Origin of the sequence: Proteocatella sphenisci DSM 23131 (assembly GCF_000423525.1) — a bacterium.
Lineage (GTDB): Bacteria > Bacillota > Clostridia > Peptostreptococcales > Filifactoraceae > Proteocatella > Proteocatella sphenisci.
The window spans coordinates 38425-61426 of record NZ_AUID01000003.1 but is presented as its reverse complement, the minus strand read 5'-3'; the positions used below and the strand labels follow the sequence as shown (position 1 = coordinate 61426).

Genomic DNA, 23002 nt, shown 5'->3' with positions numbered 1-23002 from the left:
GTCAAAATGACTATTTAATCAAAAAATAAAAGAATAAGAGAGGGGATAATATGTTAAACGAAAAAGTATCAAAATTATTGAATGAGCAAATTAATCACGAGCTTTACTCAGCATATCTTTACCTGGACATCTCAAATTACTATAAACACAATGGCCTTGACGGTTTTGCAAACTGGTACAAGATCCAGGCTCAAGAAGAAAGAGACCATGCAATGCTTTTCATGGAATATCTTCAAAACAATGGAGACATAGTTACGCTTGAAGCAATCGCAAAACCTGACAAGGTATACGAAGGATTTAAGATGCCGATTGAAGTAGCATTTGAGCACGAAGTATTTGTTACAAATCTCGTTCACAATATCTACGGACAGGCTGCAAAAGTTAAGGACTACAGAACAATTCAGTTCCTTGACTGGTTCGTAAAAGAACAGGGAGAAGAAGAAGCAACGGCAGATGGTCTTGTTAAGAAAATGGAGCTGTTTGGAGCTGATTCAAGAGGTCTATACCTTATTGACACAGAGCTTGCAGCAAGAGTGTATTCACCACCATCACTCGTTCTGTAAAAAAGGCACTATGCATAAAGCAGATAAATTACCCCGAAGAGTCCGTCTCCTCGGGGATTTTTTTCCATAATAATATAGGAGATAATATGAAGAAAAAGATCATAACAATAATCATAATAGCAGCAGTAGCGGTATCAGCTGCGGCGTACATTACAACAAGGCCGACAAAGGTGGCTTATACTCTTCCTGTAAGGCAGACCTATGTACAGAGCGTACTTGCAAGCGGAGAAATAGCGGCAGATGAATCCGTAACCGTAATTTCAGAAGCAGCAGGAAAAGTAACAGACGTGATTTTTTCAGAAGGCGGCCAGATTCAGGCTTTTCAGGAAATGGCAAAAATAGAATCACAGAGTCTTCAAAACACCATAAACGAAAAGACTGCAGCCCTTTCAGCGGCTCAGAGCAATTATAATGCAGTAATTACCACCAATTATGACATAGCAGCCCAGGAAGTAAAAAAACTCACACAGGAGCTTGAGATTCAAAAACGTGAGTATCAAAAAAATCTCTCTCTTTTTGAATCGGGAGGAATATCGCAGGCTCAGCTGCAGACATTCAAAGACACTATATCAAAGCTCGAGACAGATCTTAAAGCATCAGAAATAAGGATGAAATCATATGCCCCAGGTGGCAGCGAAGCGAGAAAACAAGGATCAGCGATAGAACAGGCACGTACAAATCTTAATTCCAGCCGAAGCGACATAAGCAAATACAGTATAAAATCGCCATTTGCAGGAGTCATAGTTCAAAAATTCATAAGCCAGGGAGAAATTATACAAAATGGGGCTCCGATAGCGGAAATAGCAAAATCAGGAAAAAAATATGCAGAAATAAAAGTTGATGAAAAAAATGCAGTCTATGTAAAAAAAGGACAAAAAGCATATGTATATCCATCTTCAAACCCTGAAAAAAAGGTAGAATCCAAGGTAAGCTGGATATCACCGGTCGTAGACAAAACTTCAGGCACAATACTTGTAAAAATCGAAATACCCGAGGCCTCAAAATCAGAGTTTCTGCTTTCTATGACAGTGACAGCAGAGCTTGTAACCAAGGAATTTCCGCAAGCGCTCGTTGTAGATGCAACTTATATAATGAGCGATGATACCTCAAGCTATATATTTGTAAAAAATGCAGACAGAGCAGAGCAAATACCTGTTATAGTAGAAGGCGAAGGCGCTTACGTAATGATATCGCAAAAGGCAGCGGCGCCAAGCTCAGGCGATACTTCTTCACCGGCTTCTGATACAGTAATTTCGCAGGAAAGCATCTTGCTTTATCCTGAAAAACTAAAAGCGGGAGACAAGGTAGCAACAGTGGAAACCGGAGGAAATTAATATGCCATATGAATGGAAGATAGCAATGAGATTCCTCACTGACGGCAAGGCCCAGACCTTTTTCATACTTCTTGGGATAGCTGTGGGGGTAGCAGTTCAGATATTTCTAAACTCCATAATCACCGGTGTTCAGGAAAATCTTCTGGATAACACCATAGGGACCAGCTCTCACATAACCGTACTGAGCAGTGATAGCGATTCCAGAAATCGTATAGGAGAATATACTAAGGTGCTCGAGAGACTGGACATAGACCCCGATATAATAACGGCCTCAGCTTCAGTCGATGGAAATGCATTCCTCAAGAGAGCAGAAAAAGACACCTCCCTTATAGTAAAAGGAATAGAGCTTGAAAGAGCGGACAGCATATATCAGATAAAGGACAGAATGGTTTCAGGAAACGCACAGATAAGCGCAAATCAAGTACTCATAGGTAAGGACCTTGCCAGTGAGTATGATATAGAATCAGGAGAAGCAATAAACCTGACCTTGGCAGGAGGCTCCATACAGAGCTTTATAGTGGGGGGCATATTCGACCTCGAATCCGCAGGCATAAACGGCAGCTGGATATTCATGGATATAACCAGAGCTCAAAAGCTCTACAATCTCAGCGGATACGCAAGCCGGATAGAGATGCAGATAACAACGCCATTTGAAGCAGACATCAAAGCCCAGCAGCTTGGAAGGGCGTTTCCGGATCTCAAAGTAGAAAACTGGAAAGGGCAAAATGCACAGCTGCTTTCAGCTCTTAGCAGCCAGTCGAGCTCATCATACACCATACAGGTGTTCGTGCTGATTGCCATAGCGCTTGGAATCTCGAGTGTGCTCGCAGTTTCTGTGGTCCAAAAATCCAAGCAGATAGGCATACTCAAGGCCATGGGAGTAACCGGAAAATCAGCAAGTAAAATATTCATAATTCAAGGCACCTTGCTTGGATTTGCAGGAGCAGTAGCAGGCATAGGGCTTGGAGCACTCCTTCTCGAGGCATTCCGAATAGGTACCTCAGGAGGCGGAGGGCTCGGCTTTGCGCTGACCATAAAACCGGTTAACATAATCATAGTGCTTGCAGTTGCAACTTTTGCAGGAATGGCAGCTTCATTCGTGCCGGCAAGGAATTCAGAAAAGCTCAACCCTATGGAGGTCATAAGAAATGGATGATAAAAAAGACGGCATAATATCCGAAAAAGCCATACCGCTGCTTGAAACCAGGCAGATAACCAAAGTATACGGTGAAAAAATAAAGACACAGGTGCTCCATGGCGTGGACCTTATTATTGAAAAAAAAGAATTCGTAAGCATAATAGGCCCTTCTGGTTGCGGCAAGACCACGCTTCTAAACATCCTGGGAACCCTCGACAACGCAACTTCAGGAGAAATAATTTTCGAGGGCAAAAACCTGACTGCCATGAAACCAGATGAACTGGCAGCATTTAGAAATCAGAATCTCGGATTTATATTCCAGTTCCACCACCTTCTTCCGGAGTTCACAGCAATAGAGAACGTACTGATCCCGACCTGGATAAAAGACAAAAGATCAGGCATGAAGCACAAAGAACACGCTGAGTATCTTCTTGAGACAGTAGGCCTGAAGGAATATATGAACAAAAAATCCACCGACCTTTCAGGAGGGCAGCAGCAGAGGGTTGCCATAGCAAGGGCCCTCATAAACTCGCCCCAGATAATACTTGCAGACGAGCCGACCGGAAACCTTGACACCGAGAGCACTGCGCAGGCATACGAGCTTTTTCGGAAGATCAACCATGAGCTTCATACCACAATGCTCATAGTGACCCACGACAGCGAACTTGCAAGAAAATCCGACCGCATAATAAAGATGAAGGACGGCCTTATAGAAAAGGACTGCAGAACAGGTGTAGATGAATGTATAGAATATTAGTAACAGACGATGAAGAAAAAATAAGAGCGCTGATCAAAAAATATGCGATCTTCGAAGGCCACAGCGTAACAGAGGCAGGCACCGGCATGGAAGCATTAGCGCTCTGCCGCCGCGAAAAATTTGACATAATCATAATGGACATAATGATGCCTGACCTCGATGGCTTCAGCGCCGTAAAAGAAATCAGAAAGCACAGCAATACCCCCATAATAATGCTCTCGGCAAGGGGTGAAGAATACGACCGTATCCATGGCTTTGAGACAGGAATCGATGACTACGTGGTAAAACCCTTCTCCTCCAAAGAGCTCATGATGAGGATAGACGCCATAATGAAGCGCGTGAAAAAGCCGAACGGAGAAACCCGGGCCCACGAAACATATGAGAGCCAGGAACTCGTAGCCGACTTTACAGCAAGAAAACTGACTATAGACGGAATCGACATAGACCTGACACCCAAAGAATACGACCTTATATTTTATATGATAAAAAACCGAGGTATAGCACTTTCAAGAGAAAACCTTATAACCAATGTATGGGGCTATGACTTCTTTGGTGACGACAGGACGCTCGACACCCATATCAAGAAGCTCAGAAAATCCCTTGGGGATTACAGCGACCGGATAACCACGCTCAGAGGCGTGGGATACAGATTCGAGGGTTAGCATGGAAAAAAGAAATATAAGCAAAAAAAAAGAAATAAGCCTCAAATGGAAGCTGTTCATGTACCTTCTCAGCTTCAGTGCCATACTCCTCATCATATTGTGGCTGTTTCAGATTGCATTCCTGGATGAGTTCTACAAGGCCATAAGGACCTCAGAGCTCAGAAAGACAGTTTCTGAAGTGACAGAGAAAATGACAGCGGACTATTCGAACAAAGCGGCTCAGCTGCCAGCTTTAGAGGAACTCGAAGACATGCAGGACCTGACCCGGGCGAGAGACCTCGATATCGAGATCACAGACAGCAGCGGAAACACGCTCTACTCCTCGCAGGGTACCAGAGATCCCCTGCTCAGCCGGATATCAGCCTCAGAAAAGTACGGAATATATCTTCAGGCGCTGCAAAGCGGAGGCGCTCTTACAGGATATCTTGGAAGACATGACGTATTCCCCCTCCAGGAAGGCAAGCCACCCTTTGTGGACAACATAATCTACTGCGAGATCCTCAGCGCAGAAGCCGGGAGCTCCTTCATGGTCATGGCCAGCACCCGCATAGTGCCGCTTGATGCCACCACGGACACGCTCCGCACTCAGCTGTACTTCATAACCGCGCTGATGATAATGGCCTCAGTAATACTTGCATTCATAATGTCAGGCAGGGTATCAAAGCCCATAGAGAACATAAACCGCAGTGCAAAAGTCCTTTCCACAGGAAACTACGATGTCAACTTCAGCGCTTCAGGCTACCTCGAAATCAGGGAGCTCTCAGACACCCTTAACATAGCGGCGCGTGAGCTGGGCAAGGCAGAGGGCTACAGAAGAGAAATCCTCGCAAATGTATCCCACGACCTTCGCACCCCGCTCACCCTCATAGGCGGATATGCCGAGGCGATGAGAGACCTCCCGGGAGAGAATAATTCAGAGAACGCCCAGATCATAATAGACGAGACCAGGCGCCTTTCAGAATTTGTAAATGATATTCTTGAGATAAGCAAGCTTCAGTCAGGCGCACAGCAGGCAGACTGCAGTGAGTTTGACATCACAGAGATGCTCAGCTCAATAATCTCCACTACCGCAGAACTTCTGAGGCTGGAAGGCTACGACATCACATTCGAGCATGATGCAAATGTCACGGTCAGGGCAGACGAAAAAATGATATCACAGGCATTTTACAATATCCTGATAAATGCAGTCAATTATACAGGAAGCGACAAAAAAGTGAGAGTAAGGCAGATAATTCAGCCGGAGACAGTCCGCATAGAGGTCTCAGACACAGGCAGGGGAATATCGCAGGAGGACATTCCTCATATCTGGGAGAGGTACTACAAGTCAGACAAATCGCACAACCGGGCCGTAAAAGGCAGCGGACTCGGGCTTTCCATAGTAAAATCGATAACAGAGCTTCACGGTGGAAGCTGCGGAGCCATATCAGACGAATCAGAAGGCAGCACATTTTGGATTGAAATACCATGAGCCCCGCAGAAGCGGGGTTTTTCCAACAAAATCTTGTTTAAATGTTCAGTTTGCCTCAAAAGCATGTTATAATTGATAAAAAAGGGGGTGGCAGCGCTGATTCGCAAAGACCAGGCCGAAAGATATATAGAAAAATATGAAAAAAGCAAAGCCGCCGGGGACATAAGAGCTCAGATAGCATACTGCTCAAAACTTGCATGTGTGTTCAGTCACTTCAGCATGTACGAATATGCAGCCGACTGGGTAAAAAGAGGGCTTAAAGAATGTGCGATAAATGAAATAAATGACTTTATACCCCAGCTGAGGCTGCAGCTGCTTGAGATATTCAGCAGTATTTGCAATGCCAGCAATAACAACAATCTGTTTTGCACTACAGAATTTGAAAAAAGAATACAGGAGCTTCAAGAATTCGAGGTGGTTTTTTCTGCACTCGAATCAGCAAGGATACACCTGCTGACAGCAGAAAAACATATAAGAGAAAATAATTACAAAGACGTCTCCTTGCATCTTACTAAGGTAGAATATGAGCTAAATTCGGATCATATAAGCTCTGAAGCAAAGGGAACTGACCGAACATATACACTGGGATGCCATTCCCGGATAAATTATGCGATTGCAAAAATGCTGATTACAGAAGAGGAGTATGATGAGGCACTGATGCATCTTGAAAACGCTCAGGCATACGCACGGGAAATGAGAAGCGACCAATATCAAATTGAGATAAACAAAGAGCTCTCATTTATATACGAAACAAAGCAGGACTACAAAAATGCACTGAAACATCTTGAAAGCATGTCATATCACAAAAAGAATCTGATTAAATACCAGAGCCTCATGGCACTTGTACAGAAAAGATACAGCAAGATAAGGAAAAAAACGCGTACATATGAAAAACAGTACGCAGATATTGATAAAATATACACCATATGTCAAAAAATAAATTCCAAGCTTGAATATGACGAAATAGTAGAGATGCTTTACGCTGAAGCTGGAAAAATCTTCAATCTGGATATCCTCCTGCTTGCCGAATATGACCAGGAAACATCTCGCATAAACAGGGCAGTATACATGGAAGACGGTCATAAAAAATATGTCCATGGCTTTGCCACGGGAGAAGGCACTACCATCGGAGAATATGCACTGACCAGAAAAAAGAGTATACTTATAAATGACAGAGACCTTGAATATAACAAATATACCAATCCCGAAAAGACAAATCTAATAGCAGGCAGACCCTATCCGCAGTCGCTACTGTACAGCCCTCTTTTCGTAGGAGAGAGCTTGACAGGCTACATAAGTATACAGAGCTACAGAAAAAATGAATATAAAAAAGAAGACATTTATAAACTGGAAACATTAGCAGCATATCTTTCCGTAGCACTTGAAAACTCAGCGCTTTATCACAAAATCGAGTATTCATCCAGCCACGACTTTCTTACGGGGCTTTCGAGTCGCAAGGAACTATTTGTAAAAGGCAGGAAAAAGTATTACGAATGCATGAGGACAGGCGGCAATTTTTCGATAATTATGACAGACATAGACCATCTCAAAAAGATAAATGACATATACGGTCACAAGGCGGGAGATCAGCTTCTCATAGAGGTTTCAGATATAATAAAAATCAATTCACGCACAGGCGACATAAGTGCAAGATACGGAGGGGAAGAATTTATACTTTTGCTTCCAGATACAGATCTTGAAGGGGCCATAAAGGTTGCCGAAAGAATAAGAGAACAGTTTGAAAAAGGCCTTGTATTAACAGACTGCGGGCAGAAGATTTCCTTTACAGCAAGCTTTGGAGTATATCAATATGATGCATCTGAGATACAAGAATTCGAATATGGACTAAGAGTCGCGGACGAGGCTCTTTATGAAGCAAAACGAAGCGGCAGAAACCGGACTTCGCAAGTAAGATCATAAAAAAAGGGTATTAATTGGGGGATAATATGAACAGTACAGTGGATTTCGAATTTGAAAGAGACTTTGAGTTACTGGCACAAAATGAAAATCATATCGAAGAAATAGTAGAAAATTTGAAAGATAACATATTAAGAGATATTGACAAAGCAGGAGAGATAATAGATAAGCTGCTAAGTATCACATCAAAGAACAAGATGCATATGGCAGGGGCCCGTGCAAAATACCTGAGCAGCATATACTTCACCGAAAAAATGGAATATGAAAAGTCCATTCAGTATGCAAAAGAGGCCTATGAATATTTTATAAAAACCGACAATACCATTGCATTAATAGAAATATGTAATGAGATAATGCTTGCACATTTAATGATAGAAAAATATATAGACGCCATACACTGGGGCAACTTCACTATGGAGATATGTGAAAAAAATCAGGAATATAAACATTCTTTTATGGCAGGTATCAATCTGGCTTTTGCATACGAAAAGCTGGGGGAATACACAGAAGCGAGTGAAATGTACAAACGGCTTGAGTCTCTTGAATCAGAAGCCAAACAAATTCATAAACTGGGACTTTATATAAACCGGGCGCACAACGAAGCATCTCTTAATAATACCAAAGAAGTAGAAAGGCTCCTTGAAAAATGCTATAAGATAGCAGAAAAAGAAGACCATAACTGGGATCTGCCAGAGATGATATTTATAAAAGGTTGCATATATCTAAAAAGATGTCAGTATTATCTGGCGGAAGAGGCATTCAAAAGGGCTATAGAAGAATCTCACAGAACAGGAAACTTATCGTTCATTTCAGATATATATATACAGTGGGGTGAGCTCTATATAAAAAAATACAGATATGAAGAGGCAAAAGACAAATTCTTTGCCGCAAAACAAGCCCTGTCTGGCAGATTATCAGAAGGCAAGCTTCTTAAAATCTATACAGGCCTTGCAAAAGCAGAAAAAAATCAGAATAACTACAGGCAGTCACTGGAGTACTTCAAACTCGCACAGGAGTTTTCAGACAGTTTAATTCAAAAAAACAGTCACATATACATCGCAGGCATGAAGATAAAACAGACAGAAAGACACACCCGTTTTGTAAAAAACCAGACCAGAGAAATAAAAGAACTTGCCGAGATAGGAAAGGTAGTAATGACGGGCATAAGCAGAGAAGACATTGTAAGAACCGTAACCCATGAGCTCTGTAAATATCTTGTAGCAGACGATCTGGAAGTCGAATTTGATGAAAATAAAGAGCAACTTCCTTTAAAGAGAACAATGATCCACAAATCCGTGATGAGCGAAAGAGTCCTTGCGGGAGAAAAATACCTGGGCATGCTCCGTGTAAAAAGCAGTAAAGAAAAAGCCTTTGGTTCATCTGAATACAAAAAGCTAAGAATAATAGCATCATATATGGGCATAGCTATAGAAAACTCCAAATTTATAGAATCTGCCAGATACGCGGCCGATTATGATTACCTCACAGGTCTCTTTACAAGAGAAAAAATAATGAATATAGGACAGACTGCCTGCTCAGAATTTTTAATGAGTCCCGGCTCCAGGAGACTTTGCATAGCCATGGCAGATATAGACCACTTTAAAAAGATAAACGACAGCTACGGCCATTCAAATGGCGATGCTGTTATAGTAGAATCAGCAAAGATACTTAAAGAAAAGTTTGGGGAAAAGACATTCAGCTCCAGGTATGGAGGCGAAGAGTTTTTGGTGGTGCTTCCAGATCTGCCGCTTGCAGAAGCTGTAGAGCTTACAGAAAAAGCCAGGCAGGCCATACAGGACTCATACGTAAGCTCTGAGGACAAAAGACAGATAAGATTTACAGCAAGCTTTGGAGTCTTTGAATTTACGCCAGATATTTCTAACCTTGATGAGGGTATAAGAAAAGTGGACAGTATGCTCTATAGAGCCAAGCAAAATGGAAGGAACCGTGTAGATTACTATGGAAATCTTTAACATTAACATTATGGAAACTATAAAAATAATAAGGGTATCGTTAACAGTGGGACTGTTTTTATATTCCATGTATTTCCTTATAATATGCCTGTTTTCATTCAGCCCAGACCCAAAGTATCCACAAACGACAAAGAAAAACAGGTTTGCAGCCGTAATAGCCGCCAGAAATGAAGAAGAAGTCATTGCCAATCTCGTCCAGAGCCTTAAAAAACAGAATTATCCCAAGGACCTCTACGATATAATAGTCATACCTAACAACTGTACAGACAATACAGAGCAAGAAGCACTCAAGAGCGGGGCAAAAATATTCAAATGCAAGCGAAATATCAAATCCAAAGGAGAAGTACTCTCAGAGTTTTTTGACCATATGATGTCACAAGAAGACCAGGGAGAGGCCTATGATGCCTATTGTATATTTGATGCAGACAATCTGGTGGACGAGGATTTTATAGACTCCATGAACAGGGCATTTGAATCAGGGGCATACTCGGCTCAGGGCTACAGGGACAGCAAAAATCCTTATGACAGCCCAGTTTCAGGAAGCTATGCCATATATTATTACGCAGCCAACAGATTCTTTAACCATGCACGAAGCCACATAGGACTCTCAGCCCTCATAAGTGGGAGTGGATTTATGATAAGTCACGAGCTTGTCCGCAAGATGGGTGGCTGGAACACAAAGACCATGACAGAAGATATAGAGCTCACTGCAAAATGCGTACTCATGGACTGCAGGGTCTACTGGGTACCAGATGCAAAAATATATGACGAGCAGCCCCTTGCCTTTGAGCAGTCATGGATACAAAGAAAAAGATGGACGACAGGACTTATACAAGTCACAGAGCTGTATCTGTGGCCACTCATCAAAAAAACCCTCAAAGAGGGCAGTCTAAAGAGTTTTGACGTCATAATGTTTATGTCAGCGCTTTTAGGACAGATTCTATATATAGTGGCCATACTTCTTACCGCAGTTGTAGACTATGAACTGGTAAACTCAGGCCTTATGACCCCCATGTATATACTCTATCGCCTGTCAGGAGCCTTTGTCCTCTCATATATATTTTGTATAATGATGAGCACAATTGCGGTCATCATGGCTCACAAAAGGCCATACAAGATGAGAAAAGGCATAAGCTACTTCTGGGTCTTTGTATTCAGCTGGATTCCTATAAACATAGCATGTATGATAAAAAAAGAGACCGTGTGGCATCAAATTGACCATACTATTTCAGTGAATATAGACGAAATCGAATCAGAAGAGAGGAATTAAATATGAAAATTACAAAAGCAGTTATTCCAGCAGCAGGTCTGGGGACCAGATTTCTACCTGCCACAAAAGCCCAACCCAAAGAAATGCTGCCTATAGTAGACAAGCCGACCATACAATATATTATAGAAGAAGCTGTAAAAAGCGGCATAACAGACATACTGATAATAACAGGCAGAAACAAGAGAGCAATCGAAGACCACTTTGACAGATCCATAGAGCTGGAGCTGGAACTTGAGTCCAAGGGCAAATTAGATGTCCTCCAAGAAGTAAGGGCAATATCAGATATGGTCAACATCCAGTACGTAAGGCAGCATATGCCCAAAGGCCTGGGTCACGCCATACTTTGCGCAAAGAGCTTTGTAGGAAACGAACCATTTGCAGTCCTCCTTGGAGACGATATAGTAGACTCAGAAAAACCTTGTCTGTCCCAGCTCATGGAGGTCTATGACAAATACTCATCCTCAGTACTGGGAGTACAAAAAGTAAGCGAAAGTGAAGTAAACAAATACGGTATAGTAGATGGAGACCAGATAGAAGACAGAATATACCAGGTAAAAAACCTTGTTGAAAAGCCACCAGTAGACAAAGCCCCATCAAACATAGCTATACTTGGGAGATACATCATAAGTCCCGCAATATTTGAAATACTTAAAAACACCCAGCCAGGAGCAGGTGGCGAAATCCAGCTCACCGATGCCCTCAGAGAACTCGCATCAAAAGACCAAGTCCTGGCCTACGAATTTGAAGGCAGAAGATATGACGTAGGTGATAAACTTGGATTTCTTGAAGCAACCGTAGAATTTGCCTTCAAAAAAGAGGAATTGGGAGACAAGTTTAAAAAATATCTCAAAGACCTTCTCAATTAGATCAATTCGCAAGACAGGGGCCATATCTCTTTATATCGGAGTAGGCCCCTGCTTTTTTTTACCCTGAAAACATATTTGTTTATTCATAATATTGTAAATAAACTGAAAACGTAGTACAATAAAGAGGAAATTTAACCATTTAAACTTTGTAGCATTACAGGAGGGGACATGTGTGATTGTAAACAAGGTGTCAAATTTGCAGGCACCGTAGAACAAGAAGAAAAACTAAAGGCCATAATAGAAGAGTACAAACAAATGCAGGGAGCTCTCATGCCCATACTTCAAAAGGCCCAGGACCTCTATGGCTATCTTCCCATAGAAGTTCAAAAAATGATAGCAAAAGGACTGGAGATACCACTTGAAGAAGTGTACGGCGTAGTGACCTTTTACTCACAGTTTTCACTGGCTCCAAAAGGAAAATACAAGGTCTCAGTATGTCTGGGAACTGCTTGCTATGTAAAAGGTTCAGGTGATATCTACGAAAAATTCGTAAGAGAACTCGGCGTAAAAGACGGAGCCTGCACCGAAGACGGAATGTTTTCTCTCGAGGCCTGCCGCTGCATAGGGGCATGCGGACTCGCACCGGTTATAACCGTAAACGAAGACGTACATGGAAGGCTGACAGTTGGTGACGTAGAAAAGATAATAGCCACATACAAGGCAAAAGGCTAAGATACACCTATCCTAAAAATGAGGAGGAAAATATGAAAAACGTACAAGAACTCAATCAGGCAGCAGCAGAGGCAAAAAAACAGCTTGGAATAAGAGAAGCTGATACCTGGAGGTACAGAATAAATATAGCAATGGACGACTGTGGAATCGAAAAAGGCGCAAAAGGAATAGTACATACAGCAATGGAAGAACTCGAAAAACTTGACCTTCACGATATAGCACTGGTGCAGACAGACTGCATGGGCATGTGCAATTACGAGCCTACCGCAGAAGTTATAGATAAAAATGGAAAAAAGACGACATATCTCAACCTTACCCCACAAAAAATGAGAGATATAATAGAAAAACACATATCAGGCAATCAGGTAGTTACTGAATATACCAAGGCATAGGAGGAGGTAATTATGTACCGTTCACATATACTAGTTTGCGGAGGAACCGGCTGTACCTCATCAAGCAGCGAAAGAATAATACAGCTTCTTGAAGAAGAAATAAAACTAAAAGGCCTGGAGGACGAAGCCAAAGTAATAAAGACAGGCTGCTTTGGACTATGTGCACTTGGCCCAATAATGATAGTCTATCCAGAAGGCGCGTTCTACTCAAGAGTAGAGCCAGAAAATATAAAAGAAATAGTATCAGAACACATAGAAAAAGGAAGAGTAGTAAAGCATCTCCTCTATCAGGAAACTATAAAAGACGGCAAGATAGAGCCCCTTACACATACAGACTTCTACAGAAAGCAAAAGCGGGTAGCCCTTAGAAACTGCGGAGTAATAGACCCTGAAAACATCAACGAATATCTTGCAACAGATGGCTACCAGGCAATAGCAAAAGTACTTACAACCATGACGCCAGACCAGGTAATAGACACAATCAAAGCCTCAGGCCTTAGAGGAAGAGGCGGCGGGGGATTCCCTACAGGCATCAAATGGGCACTGGCAAAGGCCAACGACGACGACCAGAAATACGTATGCTGCAACGCCGACGAAGGTGACCCTGGAGCATTCATGGACAGGAGTATACTAGAAGGCGATCCACACGTACTAATAGAGGCAATGGCAATAGCAGGATATGCAATAGGGGCTACAAAAGGCTTTGTATACGTAAGAGCAGAGTATCCAATAGCGGTTCACAGACTCCAGATAGCCATAGACCAGGCCAAAGAAAGAGGAATGCTCGGAACAGACATACTTGGCACAGGCTTTGAATTTGACCTCGAGATAAGACTTGGAGCAGGAGCATTCGTATGTGGCGAAGAAACTGCCCTCATGACTTCCATCGAAGGAAAAAGAGGAGAACCACGTCCAAGACCGCCATTCCCAGCGCAAAAAGGGCTCTTTGGAAAACCTACAGTCCTTAACAACGTTGAAACTTACGCAAACATACCAAGAATAATCCAAAACGGAGCGCCTTGGTTTGCATCCATGGGAACCGAAAAATCCAAAGGCACCAAGGTATTTGCACTGGGCGGAAAAATAAATCACACAGGACTTGTAGAAGTACCTATGGGAACCACCTTAAGAGAGATAGTAGAAGAAATCGGAGGAGGAATTCCAAACGGCAAAAAATTCAAATCAGCTCAGACAGGTGGACCATCAGGAGGCTGTATACCAGCCCACCTTATAGACACCCCTATAGATTACGATAACCTTATAGCCATAGGATCTATGATGGGTTCAGGCGGACTTATAGTAATGGACGAAGATAACTGCATGGTAGACATAGCAAAATTCTTCCTTGAGTTCACTGTGGATGAGAGCTGCGGAAAATGCTCACCTTGCCGAATAGGAACCAAAAGGCTCCTTGAAATCCTTGAGAGAATAACCAAAGGCCAGGGCGAGATGGAAGATCTGGACAAGCTTGTAGAGCTGAGCAACCATATAAAACAAAACTCACTGTGCGGACTCGGACAGACAGCTCCAAACCCAGTGCTTTCAACAATAAACTATTTCAAAGATGAGTATATAGCTCATATAAAAGACAAGACCTGCCCTTCAAGAGTATGTCGCAGCCTTCTAAGCTACTATATTATAGAAGATAAATGCGTAGGATGCACCGCTTGTGCAAGAGTATGTCCGGCAGATGCGATAACAGGAGCAGTGAAAAAGGTTCACAAGATAGATCTTGAAAAATGTATCAAATGTGGAGCCTGCATAGAAAAATGTAAATTCGGCGCTATAATAAAAAAATAGTCTATTGAAACAGTCAGGAGGAAACGATGAGTACCGTAAACGTTAAAATAAATAATATATCATATCAATTTCCCAAGGGACTTACCATACTGCAGGCCTGCAATCAGATAAACATAGAGGTGCCAACCCTTTGTTATCTCAAAGAAATAAACGAAATAGGCGCCTGCAGAATATGCGTAGTAGAAGTAAAGGGAGCAAAAAACCTTGTAGCATCATGCGTACATCCGCTTTCAGAAGGCATGGATATATTAACCCATTCAGAAAAAGTGCTTAAGGCCAGAAAAATAACCCTTGAGCTTATACTTTCAACACATGACCGTAGCTGCCTTTCCTGTATAAGAAGTGACAACTGCGAGCTCCAAAAGCTCTGTCATGACTTCAAGGTAGACGATGAAGCCAAATATGACGGCCACAATCAGGTATACAAGACAGACGACTCAGCGATTCATATGTACAGAGACGACAACAAGTGTATACTGTGCAGAAGATGCGTGGCAGCCTGCAGCAAACTTCAAAGTGTAGGAGTTATAGGAGTTAATGAAAGAGGATTCAAGACTCATATAGGATGCGCATTCGAAGAAGACCTTGGAAAAACCGACTGCGTATCATGCGGCCAGTGCATAGTAGTATGTCCAACAGGAGCAATCGCCGAAAAAGACGATACCGACAAAGTATGGGCAGCACTTGCAGACGAGAGCAAACACGTTATAGTAGCTACGGCTCCATCCATAAGAGTTACCCTTGGAGAAGCATTTGGAATGCCAGTAGGAACCAACGTAAAAGGCAAGATGGTAACAGCCCTCAAGCACCTTGGATTTGCAGGAGTGTATGACACAGACATAGCCGCAGACCTTACCATAATAGAAGAATCACAAGAACTAATTACCAGAATCCAAAACGGAGGCCCGCTTCCACTCATTACCTCATGTTCCCCAGGCTGGATAAAATTCTGCGAGCATAACTTCCATGACTTTATACCAAACCTTTCAAGCTGCAAGTCACCACAGCAGATGTTTGGAGCAGTAGTAAAGACCTGGTACGCAGAAAAAAACAACCTCGATCCGCATGATATAGTAGTAGTTTCAGTAATGCCATGTACTGCCAAAAAATTCGAGGCCAGAAGAGACAATCAGTCCGCAGCCGGAGTTTATGACATAGACATAGCGATAACTACAAGAGAACTTGCAAGAATGATAAAAAGAGCAGGAATCCAGTTCAAAAAACTTGCAGACACCGACTTTGATGATCCCCTTGGAGTATCAACAGGAGCAGGAGCCATATTTGGAGCAACAGGCGGAGTAATGGAGGCAGCCCTTAGGACCGCAGTAGAAAAACTTACAGGACAAGAGCTGACAAATCTGGACTTTACAGAAGTAAGGGGAACCAAAGAAATCAAAGAAGCAACATATAAAGTAGGCGATCTCGAAGTAAACGTGGCAGTAACGAGCGGCCTTGCAAACGCCAGACAACTTTTAAACGAGATAAGAGAAGGCAAGAAAACCTACCACTTTATAGAGATAATGGGATGCCCGGGAGGCTGCATCAACGGCGGAGGACAGCCAGTACAACCCGCGTCAGTAAGAAACTTTGTAGATTTAAAAACCGAAAGAGCAAAAGCCCTCTACGAAGAAGACAAAAACCTTCCCCTTAGAAAATCTCATGAGAGCCCGGTAATAAAGACCCTTTATGAGGAATATTTTGGGGAGCCAGGCAGCCACAAGGCCCACAAAATCCTTCATACAACATATAAAGAAAGGGAGTATTAAAATAATAATAAGAATCCGCAAGATAGGACTAAGTAACTTCAAAAATGTCGAAAACGGAACCATAAATCTTCCTGGGTCGCATTCAGAGCTCAGCCAAGATATGGAATCCGAGATAATAGGAATATACGGTCAAAATGGGTCTGGGAAAACCGCTGTAGTAGAAGCCCTGGCTATACTAAAACACATACTCAGCGGGAATCCCCTTCCCCAAAACGCAGCAGATAAAATCCATAAATCAGCAGTCAGTTCAGAGCTGAGCTTTGAATTTGACCTCCAGCTCCACCAGCATGAGAGCACACTGTATTATCAGGCCCAGCTTACAAGAACAGAAAATGGGGATTTGACAATAAATAAAGAAAAACTCTCATACAAGATAAAACAAGCTCATGAACCAAGGCAAAAAGAGACCATAATAGACTTTGATGCAGATGAAAAAGGCTACGCATTTAGGCCGATCAAAAACCTCAACAGGCTCAATCACAAAAGTCCTGAAAACAATGTAGATCTCCTCGTTTCAAAAAAAATGTCACAAAAAAACAGGACCTCATTCATATTCAGCGACGAAACCCGAGAAATCCTCAAAAATTCATATGACTTTGTAGAGTATAGAGATATAATATTTGCCCTCAGACAATATGCCAGACAAAAGCTTTTTATAATGGACCACGATTATAAAATTCAAGAAGAAGACATGCCAGCCATGAAACCTATGCTGGTTAGTCTTGAGGCCTTTGAAACTATGAAAAAAACTCTGGCCCAGGTCAATATAGTCATAAGCGCAATAATACCAGGGCTGGAAGTAGACATAAAAAACTATGGACCCCAGCTGAGTCCAGATGGGACCAGTGGAGTGCGAATAGAGATGGTGTCAAAAAGGCAAGATTTGGAAATCCCTCTAAGATACGAATCGGGCGGAATAAAAAAAATCATATACATGCTGGGGTCTATGATAAAGATGTATAATGATCCCTCAGTGTGCCTTGTAGTTGACGAACTAGACTCCGGCATATTTGAATACCTGCTTGGCGAACTCCTCGAAATCCTTACCCAAAACGCAAGAGGCCAGCTCATATTTACTTCCCACAACCTCAGACCACTCGAAAAACTCAGCGCAGACTCTCTAATATTTACTACCACCAACCCCAAAAACAGGTACTACAGGTTGAGGGGCGGAAACGAAAAAGAAAGCCTGAGAAGCAAATACTACAGGTGCATAAGCCTGGGAGGCCAAAAAGAAAACCTCTACGAACAGACAGACCACTTTGAGATTGCAAGAGCCTTCAGAAGAGCAGGGAGAATGAACCATGAAGACTAAAAAAGTAATGCTTTTTATAGTAGAAGGCATCACCGACAAGATTTCACTGGGAGAAATAATCAGCAAGCTAATAAAAAATCAGGAAGTAAGATTTTATATAATAAACGGAGACGTGACCAGCGATGGCGCTACAAACCAGAAAAACGCCGTAGACAAGATGGCCTCAAGAATAAGCAGGTACTGCAAAAACAACTTTCTAAAAAGAACAGACATATCACAGATAGTCCACCTGGTAGACTCAGACGGAGCCTATATAGACGATAAACACATAGAAAGAGTCAAAGCCGGTGGCCTCAAATATACCACAAAACATATATACGCCAAAAGCGTAAAATTTGTACAAGAGCGCAACGAAAAAAAACGAGAGATACTAGACGTACTTTGCGACCAGCCAACCATACTGGGCATAAAATATAATGTATATTATTTCTCCTGCAATCTCGAGCACGTCCTCCACGGCGATATAGACATGCCAGATCGCAAAAAAAGGATACAGGCCGAAGAATTTGCAGACATGTTTTACAAAAGAGAACAAGAATTTATAGAATTTATAAATAATCCCGAGTTCGCAGTCAAAGGAAACTACCAGCAAACCTGGGACTTCGTAAAGCAGGACCGCAATTCCCTAAACAGGTATAGCAATTTTCATCTTTTTTTTGATGCCAAATAAAGAAACTTCTTCCATATATATTAGTATAAGCAGTAAAACGCTGCACCTCTATATAATGGAAAGGAGAAAAAATGAGAGTATTTATAGGAGTTGGCCACGGAGGAAGAGATCCAGGAGCAGTATCCCAGGGCTTTAAAGAAAAAGACATAAACCTGGATATAGCCCTTATGCTAAAATCAGAGCTCGAAAAGTATGGAGTTACGGCAATAGTCTCAAGAACATCAGATTCAAGCCAGGCCCTTTATCAGAAGATAAATGTGGCAAACATGTCAAAATCAGACCTTGCACTAGATGTCCACACCAACGCAGGAGGCGGTACAGGGTTTGAGGCATACGTTCCCCTCTATAGAGACTCCTGTCAATCCCTCAGACTGGCAAAGCTCATAGAAGAAGAAATACAAAAGACGGGCCAGAGGAGCCGGGGCATAAAGACCCGCAAAAATGCCAGCGGATACGACTACTTTGGATTCTTAAAGAGCGTCAACTGCCCCAGAGCCATACTCGAGTGTGCCTTCATAGACTCAGGTGACATAAACAAAATAAATACCCCTCAAAAACGTATGCTCATTGCAAAAGCATATGCCAGAGGGATAGTGAGATATTTTGGGAATAAGGAAGAGTAAAAAGGATAATGGGAGTGAATTATAGGATAATATGCGAAATCATCATCATTATAAACCCAGCTGCAAAATTACCTGCAAGGATAGCAGTAAAAGAATATTTGAGCCTTATATCAAATACAGATGCAAGTACAGATCCGGTATAAGCACCAGTAGATGGCAGAGGAATAGCAACAAAAAGAAAAAGGCCTAATACAGAGGCCTTTTTTAGTTTGTGGGCCTTTTTTTGAACATGGTTGTGCAAAAAATCAGTAAGGCCTTTAAACCAGCCCTTATATTCCAAAAAATCAAGGATTTTTCTGAAAAAAAGTATCAAAAAAGGTGCTGGCAGACTAGAGCCTGCAACAGCAAGCAGATATACAGTCCAGGGATCAAGCCCCAGAGCTACCCCTGCGGGTATAGCCCCACGCAGCTCTATTATAGGAGTGGCAGCGAGTAAAAATACAGTTAGATATGGATTGATTATGTTCATAAAAAATTATTCCCTTCGAAGTTGTAATTATGTAATTATAACATAAAAGGCCGCAAATATCAGCTAAAAATGATATTTACGGCCTTTGTTTGTTATAAAATATATTTATAATATGTTATTTTGCATCATTAAAATCTACATATATTTTATCTTTTGAAGATCTGTATTCAGCGTCCACAACTAGATTTTTAGCATCTTTATCAGAGTGTATTTCTATTTTTACATCATATCCCTTGTAGTCATCTAGAGTATCTTTGAGTTCATCTAATACATCTTGAACAAAGTCTTCAAAGTCTTCTTCTAGATCATCGTAGTCGTTATTATCATCAAGTATATCATTCCAGTCCTTGATTTCTGCTGCTGTCCAGTCTACATCAGGAGTAAGCTCGAGCGAAACGGAATCATCATCAATAGAAGCACTTACTATAAATCTTTGACTTCTCTGGAATATAGAATCAGCTCTTATAGACCTAAGGTCAGATTCTATATCACTTACAAGTTCTCTCTTGTCACTTGATCTAAGATCCTCAAATGCATCACCAGTATTATCCGAAGAACTAGATGATCCCTTAAGTGTCTCTAACTCAGCCTTTAGTTTTGCATTCTCAGTCATCAGATTATTGTTTGTAGTCATAAGACCGTTATTTTGAGCTATGACTGCATTGAGCTGGCTTTGAACTTCAGTTGAGCTTGGACCAGATGCAACATTTTTTATAGTCACAGTATTGTCCGCGTAAGTAGACGTAGCTATTCCCATACTATTAAGAGAAGCTACAGATACATAAGATCTTCCGTCACTTGTCTTAAAAGGTCTTTGGTTTTCATCGGTCACAGTATAGTCTTGTCCATTAACCTTTAATTTAAGGTTGTAGTTAACGCCAATGTTTCTTGTCATTGCAGGTGCCGCAAAAGCAAATGAACCCGCACATAGTGATGCAGAGAGTATTCCTGCAACGATTTTTTTGTTGTATTTCATAATTACCTCCCATTAATAAATAATCTTAAATACTGTATATATTATAACAGAAATACTACATTCTTTTATTACAAAACGGTTAAGTTGATTGTACAAGGGGGTTACTCCTGTGCAAAAATGAATAAAATATGTTACAATGGGTACAAAGACTAGTGTAGATTTAAAGATTTTCAGGCATTTAATTATACAAGGAGGAGAAAAAATGAAAAAGAAACTATCTTTATTAATGGTAATGATGATGACAACATCACTGCTTCCTTTCTCGGCATTTGCGGCAGAGGATTCAGAGAATGTTTATGTTACAGACGGAGCCCCAAAAGTAGCGCAAGACTATGACAATGAAGAAATAACAGTAGTTGTAGAACTTGGAGACTATGTATCACTAAGAGAAGGTTACGTAAGCTTCAAGCTAAAAAATGCTTATCTTGCAAATGCAAGCAATCCTGTAAGCTATAAATTAGTCCAAGACGGCAAAGAGATAACAAAAGGTACAACGCTCAGATTCGAGACGGTATTTCAAAAGCCTCTTGATGGTGGCGAAAATGAATTCGTAATGAAGGTAAGCGGGAATACCCTTGAAAACAAGGCGAAAGACAATATAAAGATATATCTGATGATGAAACTGGACTTTAGAGAGTCATCACTTGGAGACATAAATCTTGAGATAAGAGACAGAGACCAGACTGGTGTAAAGGACCATGTTGAGACAATAGCATATCAAGTTGGAGACATGCAAAGAGACATGAACATCAGAGTAAATGATGATAAGATGAGAATTGGTAAAAATGGTGGAGAGCTTTCTGCATTCATGATAGAGACAATGGACAGACTTGACTCAGTTGCTTCAAATAATGAAGTCTTGATCAGATTGACTGATGACATGAGCTTTGGAAGAAATACAAAAGTTGAACTTGATAACAAGGCAATAACTCCTTCATACAGTACAGACAGAACTGAAATGAGAATAAGCGGAGTAAACAGTTCAAACAGATCGATAACTGTTATCCCACAAATTGACCTTGACAAAGATATAGAATACAAAAATGTAAATGTGACAGTAGAATATAAGGTAAGAAATAAAATAACAGACTCAGAAACAGCACAAATAGGAAGAATTACAGACAATTCTCCTGATATCAAAGTGACAGAGCAGGGAAAATCAACTATACCTTCAATGCAGAGTTCGCAGACAAGAACTGTAGAGCTTACTCTTTCAGGAATTGAAGAAACTTTCCCAAAGGGCGAATATATAGACTTTGATGTAAATGGAGTTGGTCTTGTATTCAAGGGTGTTACAGTAGAAGCACCTAAAGGACAAATTATGATACTTGGAGAATCCAACGGAAAAGAAGACAAGAACCTTATAAATGGAAAAGAAGTTTACAAAGACGGAGAATTTTCTATAAAAATACTCAATTCAGGCGTGGAGACTATAAGTCTTATGATGGATATAAGTGCAGACCCGGCGGAGAGTGGCAAGGCGACAATGGAAATAACAGCAGATCATTTCAGCATGAAAAAAGTTGAAATAGCAGACATATCATCAAACTTCTCTATAGAAGCACCTATGACTACCTTCGGTCAAAAAGGAACATCATCAAAAACAAATGATATTAAAATAAGAGAATCTAAACTTGGGACATTAAGCACAGGAGATAAATTGTACTTCTCGCTTGATAATACAAAAATGGGATTCGATATAGAAAACCTGGCAGTAACAGCTACAGGCGGGCTACAGTTTTCTGAACCAAAACTTGATTCAAATTCAAATATTGAACTAAGAGTACTCAAGGGCGGGCTGAGCTCAGCATCGACAATAATACTTTCAGGAGTAAAGGTCTATTCGCTTGAAACGGTAGTAAGCGGAGTTGCTAATATGGAAATAAAACATAATAGTGATGTAATATTTGATGCTCCTTATGTAACAATACTGGGAATGACAAAATCAGAAACTGTATTTAAAATTGGAAATAAAACATACACAGAAGCAGGAGTATCTAAAGAGGCGACAGAGGCACCATATATAAACAAAGGTTACACTATGCTTCCAGTTAGAGCACTCGCTGGAGCACTGGGACTTTCGTCAAGCTGGAATAATGACACTAAAACAGCAACATTTACAGACAAGACAAGAGTAGCAACTGTAAAACTGGGAGCTGGGGAAATGATAGTAAACGGCGTTTCTTACAAACTTGCAGTACCTGCAGAGATTAAAAATGGAGCAACTATGATAGAACTTAGATCACTTGCAACAATATTTGGAGTTAATATATCATGGGATAACATTCAAAAAACCGCTACTGTAACAAATTAATCAAAAAAATGTAATTGACCTGTAACATAAAAATGTAGTATGATATGGTATAATGAT

20 protein-coding genes are annotated in these 23002 nt (G+C 41.3%); 18 read left to right on the top strand and 2 right to left on the bottom strand.

The genetic code is table 11. The annotated features are described in order from the left end of the window. Positions 1–50 precede the first annotated feature (50 nt). The 17 genes from G558_RS0102020 to G558_RS0101940 all read left to right on the top strand — a co-directional run bounded on the left by G558_RS0102020 (position 51) and on the right by G558_RS0101940 (position 19186). A complete protein-coding gene (locus G558_RS0102020; protein WP_028828682.1) occupies positions 51–563 on the top strand; it encodes a ferritin in 513 nt (170 codons plus the stop codon). Positions 564–649: 86 nt separating this feature from the next. Then, positions 650–1897 (top strand): efflux RND transporter periplasmic adaptor subunit, encoded by a 1248-nt coding sequence (locus tag G558_RS0102015; protein WP_028828681.1) that lies wholly within the window; start codon positions 650–652, stop codon positions 1895–1897. A 1-nt stretch (position 1898) separates the two neighbouring features. Further along, on the top strand, positions 1899–3053 hold the full coding sequence (locus G558_RS0102010) for an ABC transporter permease (RefSeq protein ID WP_028828680.1): 1155 nt from the start codon (positions 1899–1901) through the stop codon (positions 3051–3053). Beyond that, positions 3046–3792, top strand: a complete 747-nt coding sequence (locus tag G558_RS12060; RefSeq protein WP_051188402.1) for an ABC transporter ATP-binding protein — start codon at positions 3046–3048, stop codon at positions 3790–3792. Before G558_RS0102010 ends, G558_RS12060 begins: the two co-directional genes overlap by 8 nt. Continuing rightward, on the top strand, positions 3777–4454 hold the full coding sequence (locus G558_RS0102000) for a response regulator transcription factor (RefSeq protein ID WP_028828679.1): 678 nt from the start codon (positions 3777–3779) through the stop codon (positions 4452–4454). Before G558_RS12060 ends, G558_RS0102000 begins: the two co-directional genes overlap by 16 nt. 1 nt (position 4455) lies before the next feature. Further along, complete coding sequence (locus G558_RS0101995; protein WP_028828678.1) at positions 4456–5922, top strand: sensor histidine kinase; 1467 nt, start codon at positions 4456–4458, stop codon at positions 5920–5922. Positions 5923–5994: 72 nt separating this feature from the next. Beyond that, positions 5995–7842, top strand: coding sequence for a sensor domain-containing diguanylate cyclase (locus tag G558_RS0101990; RefSeq protein WP_028828677.1), 1848 nt, complete (start codon positions 5995–5997; stop codon positions 7840–7842). A gap of 26 nt (positions 7843–7868) precedes the next feature. Then, positions 7869–9812 carry a tetratricopeptide repeat-containing diguanylate cyclase gene (locus G558_RS0101985; protein WP_028828676.1) on the top strand — a complete coding sequence of 648 codons (1944 nt, stop codon included), beginning with the start codon at positions 7869–7871 and terminating at the stop codon, positions 9810–9812. Beyond that, positions 9799–11082: a glycosyltransferase family 2 protein gene (locus tag G558_RS0101980; RefSeq protein ID WP_051188401.1), complete on the top strand. Its 1284-nt coding sequence runs from the start codon at positions 9799–9801 to the stop codon at positions 11080–11082. Before G558_RS0101985 ends, G558_RS0101980 begins: the two co-directional genes overlap by 14 nt. A 2-nt stretch (positions 11083–11084) precedes the next feature. Next, a complete protein-coding gene (gene galU, locus G558_RS0101975; RefSeq protein WP_028828674.1) occupies positions 11085–11948 on the top strand; it encodes a UTP--glucose-1-phosphate uridylyltransferase GalU in 864 nt (287 codons plus the stop codon). Positions 11949–12116: 168 nt separating this feature from the next. Continuing rightward, complete coding sequence (locus G558_RS0101970) at positions 12117–12620, top strand: NADH-quinone oxidoreductase subunit NuoE family protein (protein WP_028828673.1); 504 nt, start codon at positions 12117–12119, stop codon at positions 12618–12620. Positions 12621–12652: 32 nt separating this feature from the next. After that, positions 12653–13012 carry a (2Fe-2S) ferredoxin domain-containing protein gene (locus G558_RS0101965; protein ID WP_028828672.1) on the top strand — a complete coding sequence of 120 codons (360 nt, stop codon included), beginning with the start codon at positions 12653–12655 and terminating at the stop codon, positions 13010–13012. Positions 13013–13024: 12 nt separating this feature from the next. Next, positions 13025–14812, top strand: coding sequence for an NADH-quinone oxidoreductase subunit NuoF (nuoF, locus tag G558_RS0101960; RefSeq protein ID WP_028828671.1), 1788 nt, complete (start codon positions 13025–13027; stop codon positions 14810–14812). Positions 14813–14838: 26 nt separating this feature from the next. Next, positions 14839–16578: an NADH-dependent [FeFe] hydrogenase, group A6 gene (locus tag G558_RS0101955; RefSeq protein WP_028828670.1), complete on the top strand. Its 1740-nt coding sequence runs from the start codon at positions 14839–14841 to the stop codon at positions 16576–16578. Then, positions 16511–17893: an AAA family ATPase gene (locus G558_RS0101950; RefSeq protein WP_051188400.1), complete on the top strand. Its 1383-nt coding sequence runs from the start codon at positions 16511–16513 to the stop codon at positions 17891–17893. Before G558_RS0101955 ends, G558_RS0101950 begins: the two co-directional genes overlap by 68 nt. After that, entirely contained in the window at positions 17883–18563 is a 681-nt protein-coding gene (locus G558_RS0101945; protein ID WP_028828668.1) for a hypothetical protein, read from the top strand. The genes G558_RS0101950 and G558_RS0101945 overlap by 11 nt, the downstream gene beginning before the upstream one ends. Before the next feature lie 71 nt (positions 18564–18634). Further along, positions 18635–19186, top strand: coding sequence for an N-acetylmuramoyl-L-alanine amidase family protein (locus G558_RS0101940; protein WP_028828667.1), 552 nt, complete (start codon positions 18635–18637; stop codon positions 19184–19186). A gap of 19 nt (positions 19187–19205) precedes the next feature. Here G558_RS0101940 and G558_RS0101935 read toward each other — a convergent pair whose 3' ends face one another. Both G558_RS0101935 and G558_RS0101930 read right to left on the bottom strand, forming a co-directional pair. Beyond that, positions 19206–19655, bottom strand: a complete 450-nt coding sequence (locus tag G558_RS0101935; RefSeq protein WP_028828666.1) for a COG2426 family protein — start codon at positions 19653–19655, stop codon at positions 19206–19208. 115 nt (positions 19656–19770) lie between these two features. Then, on the bottom strand, positions 19771–20631 hold the full coding sequence (locus G558_RS0101930; RefSeq protein WP_028828665.1) for a hypothetical protein: 861 nt from the start codon (positions 20629–20631) through the stop codon (positions 19771–19773). A 202-nt stretch (positions 20632–20833) separates the two neighbouring features. Here G558_RS0101930 and G558_RS0101925 point away from each other — a divergent pair, with 202 nt between their 5' ends. After that, positions 20834–22945 carry a stalk domain-containing protein gene (locus G558_RS0101925; RefSeq protein WP_028828664.1) on the top strand — a complete coding sequence of 704 codons (2112 nt, stop codon included), beginning with the start codon at positions 20834–20836 and terminating at the stop codon, positions 22943–22945. Positions 22946–23002: the final 57 nt, after the last annotated feature.

Bases quoted from the DNA above. Each gene is read 5' to 3' on its own strand.
- G558_RS0102010 (WP_028828680.1), top strand. From the start codon at position 1,899: ATGCCATATGAATGGAAGATAGCAATGAGATTCCTCACTGACGGCAAG.
- G558_RS0102015 (WP_028828681.1), top strand. From the start codon at position 650: ATGAAGAAAAAGATCATAACAATAATCATAATAGCAGCAGTAGCGGTA.
- G558_RS0101945 (WP_028828668.1), top strand. From the start codon at position 17,883: ATGAAGACTAAAAAAGTAATGCTTTTTATAGTAGAAGGCATCACCGAC.
- G558_RS0101995 (WP_028828678.1), top strand. From the start codon at position 4,456: ATGGAAAAAAGAAATATAAGCAAAAAAAAAGAAATAAGCCTCAAATGG.
- galU (WP_028828674.1), top strand. From the start codon at position 11,085: ATGAAAATTACAAAAGCAGTTATTCCAGCAGCAGGTCTGGGGACCAGA.
- G558_RS0101965 (WP_028828672.1), top strand. From the start codon at position 12,653: ATGAAAAACGTACAAGAACTCAATCAGGCAGCAGCAGAGGCAAAAAAA.
- nuoF (WP_028828671.1), top strand. From the start codon at position 13,025: ATGTACCGTTCACATATACTAGTTTGCGGAGGAACCGGCTGTACCTCA.
- G558_RS0102000 (WP_028828679.1), top strand. From the start codon at position 3,777: ATGTATAGAATATTAGTAACAGACGATGAAGAAAAAATAAGAGCGCTG.
- G558_RS0102020 (WP_028828682.1), top strand. From the start codon at position 51: ATGTTAAACGAAAAAGTATCAAAATTATTGAATGAGCAAATTAATCAC.
- G558_RS0101935 (WP_028828666.1), bottom strand. From the start codon at position 19,655: ATGAACATAATCAATCCATATCTAACTGTATTTTTACTCGCTGCCACT.
- G558_RS0101985 (WP_028828676.1), top strand. From the start codon at position 7,869: ATGAACAGTACAGTGGATTTCGAATTTGAAAGAGACTTTGAGTTACTG.
- G558_RS12060 (WP_051188402.1), top strand. From the start codon at position 3,046: ATGGATGATAAAAAAGACGGCATAATATCCGAAAAAGCCATACCGCTG.
- G558_RS0101925 (WP_028828664.1), top strand. From the start codon at position 20,834: ATGAAAAAGAAACTATCTTTATTAATGGTAATGATGATGACAACATCA.
- G558_RS0101980 (WP_051188401.1), top strand. From the start codon at position 9,799: ATGGAAATCTTTAACATTAACATTATGGAAACTATAAAAATAATAAGG.
- G558_RS0101930 (WP_028828665.1), bottom strand. From the start codon at position 20,631: ATGAAATACAACAAAAAAATCGTTGCAGGAATACTCTCTGCATCACTA.
- G558_RS0101970 (WP_028828673.1), top strand. From the start codon at position 12,117: ATGTGTGATTGTAAACAAGGTGTCAAATTTGCAGGCACCGTAGAACAA.
- G558_RS0101940 (WP_028828667.1), top strand. From the start codon at position 18,635: ATGAGAGTATTTATAGGAGTTGGCCACGGAGGAAGAGATCCAGGAGCA.
- G558_RS0101955 (WP_028828670.1), top strand. From the start codon at position 14,839: ATGAGTACCGTAAACGTTAAAATAAATAATATATCATATCAATTTCCC.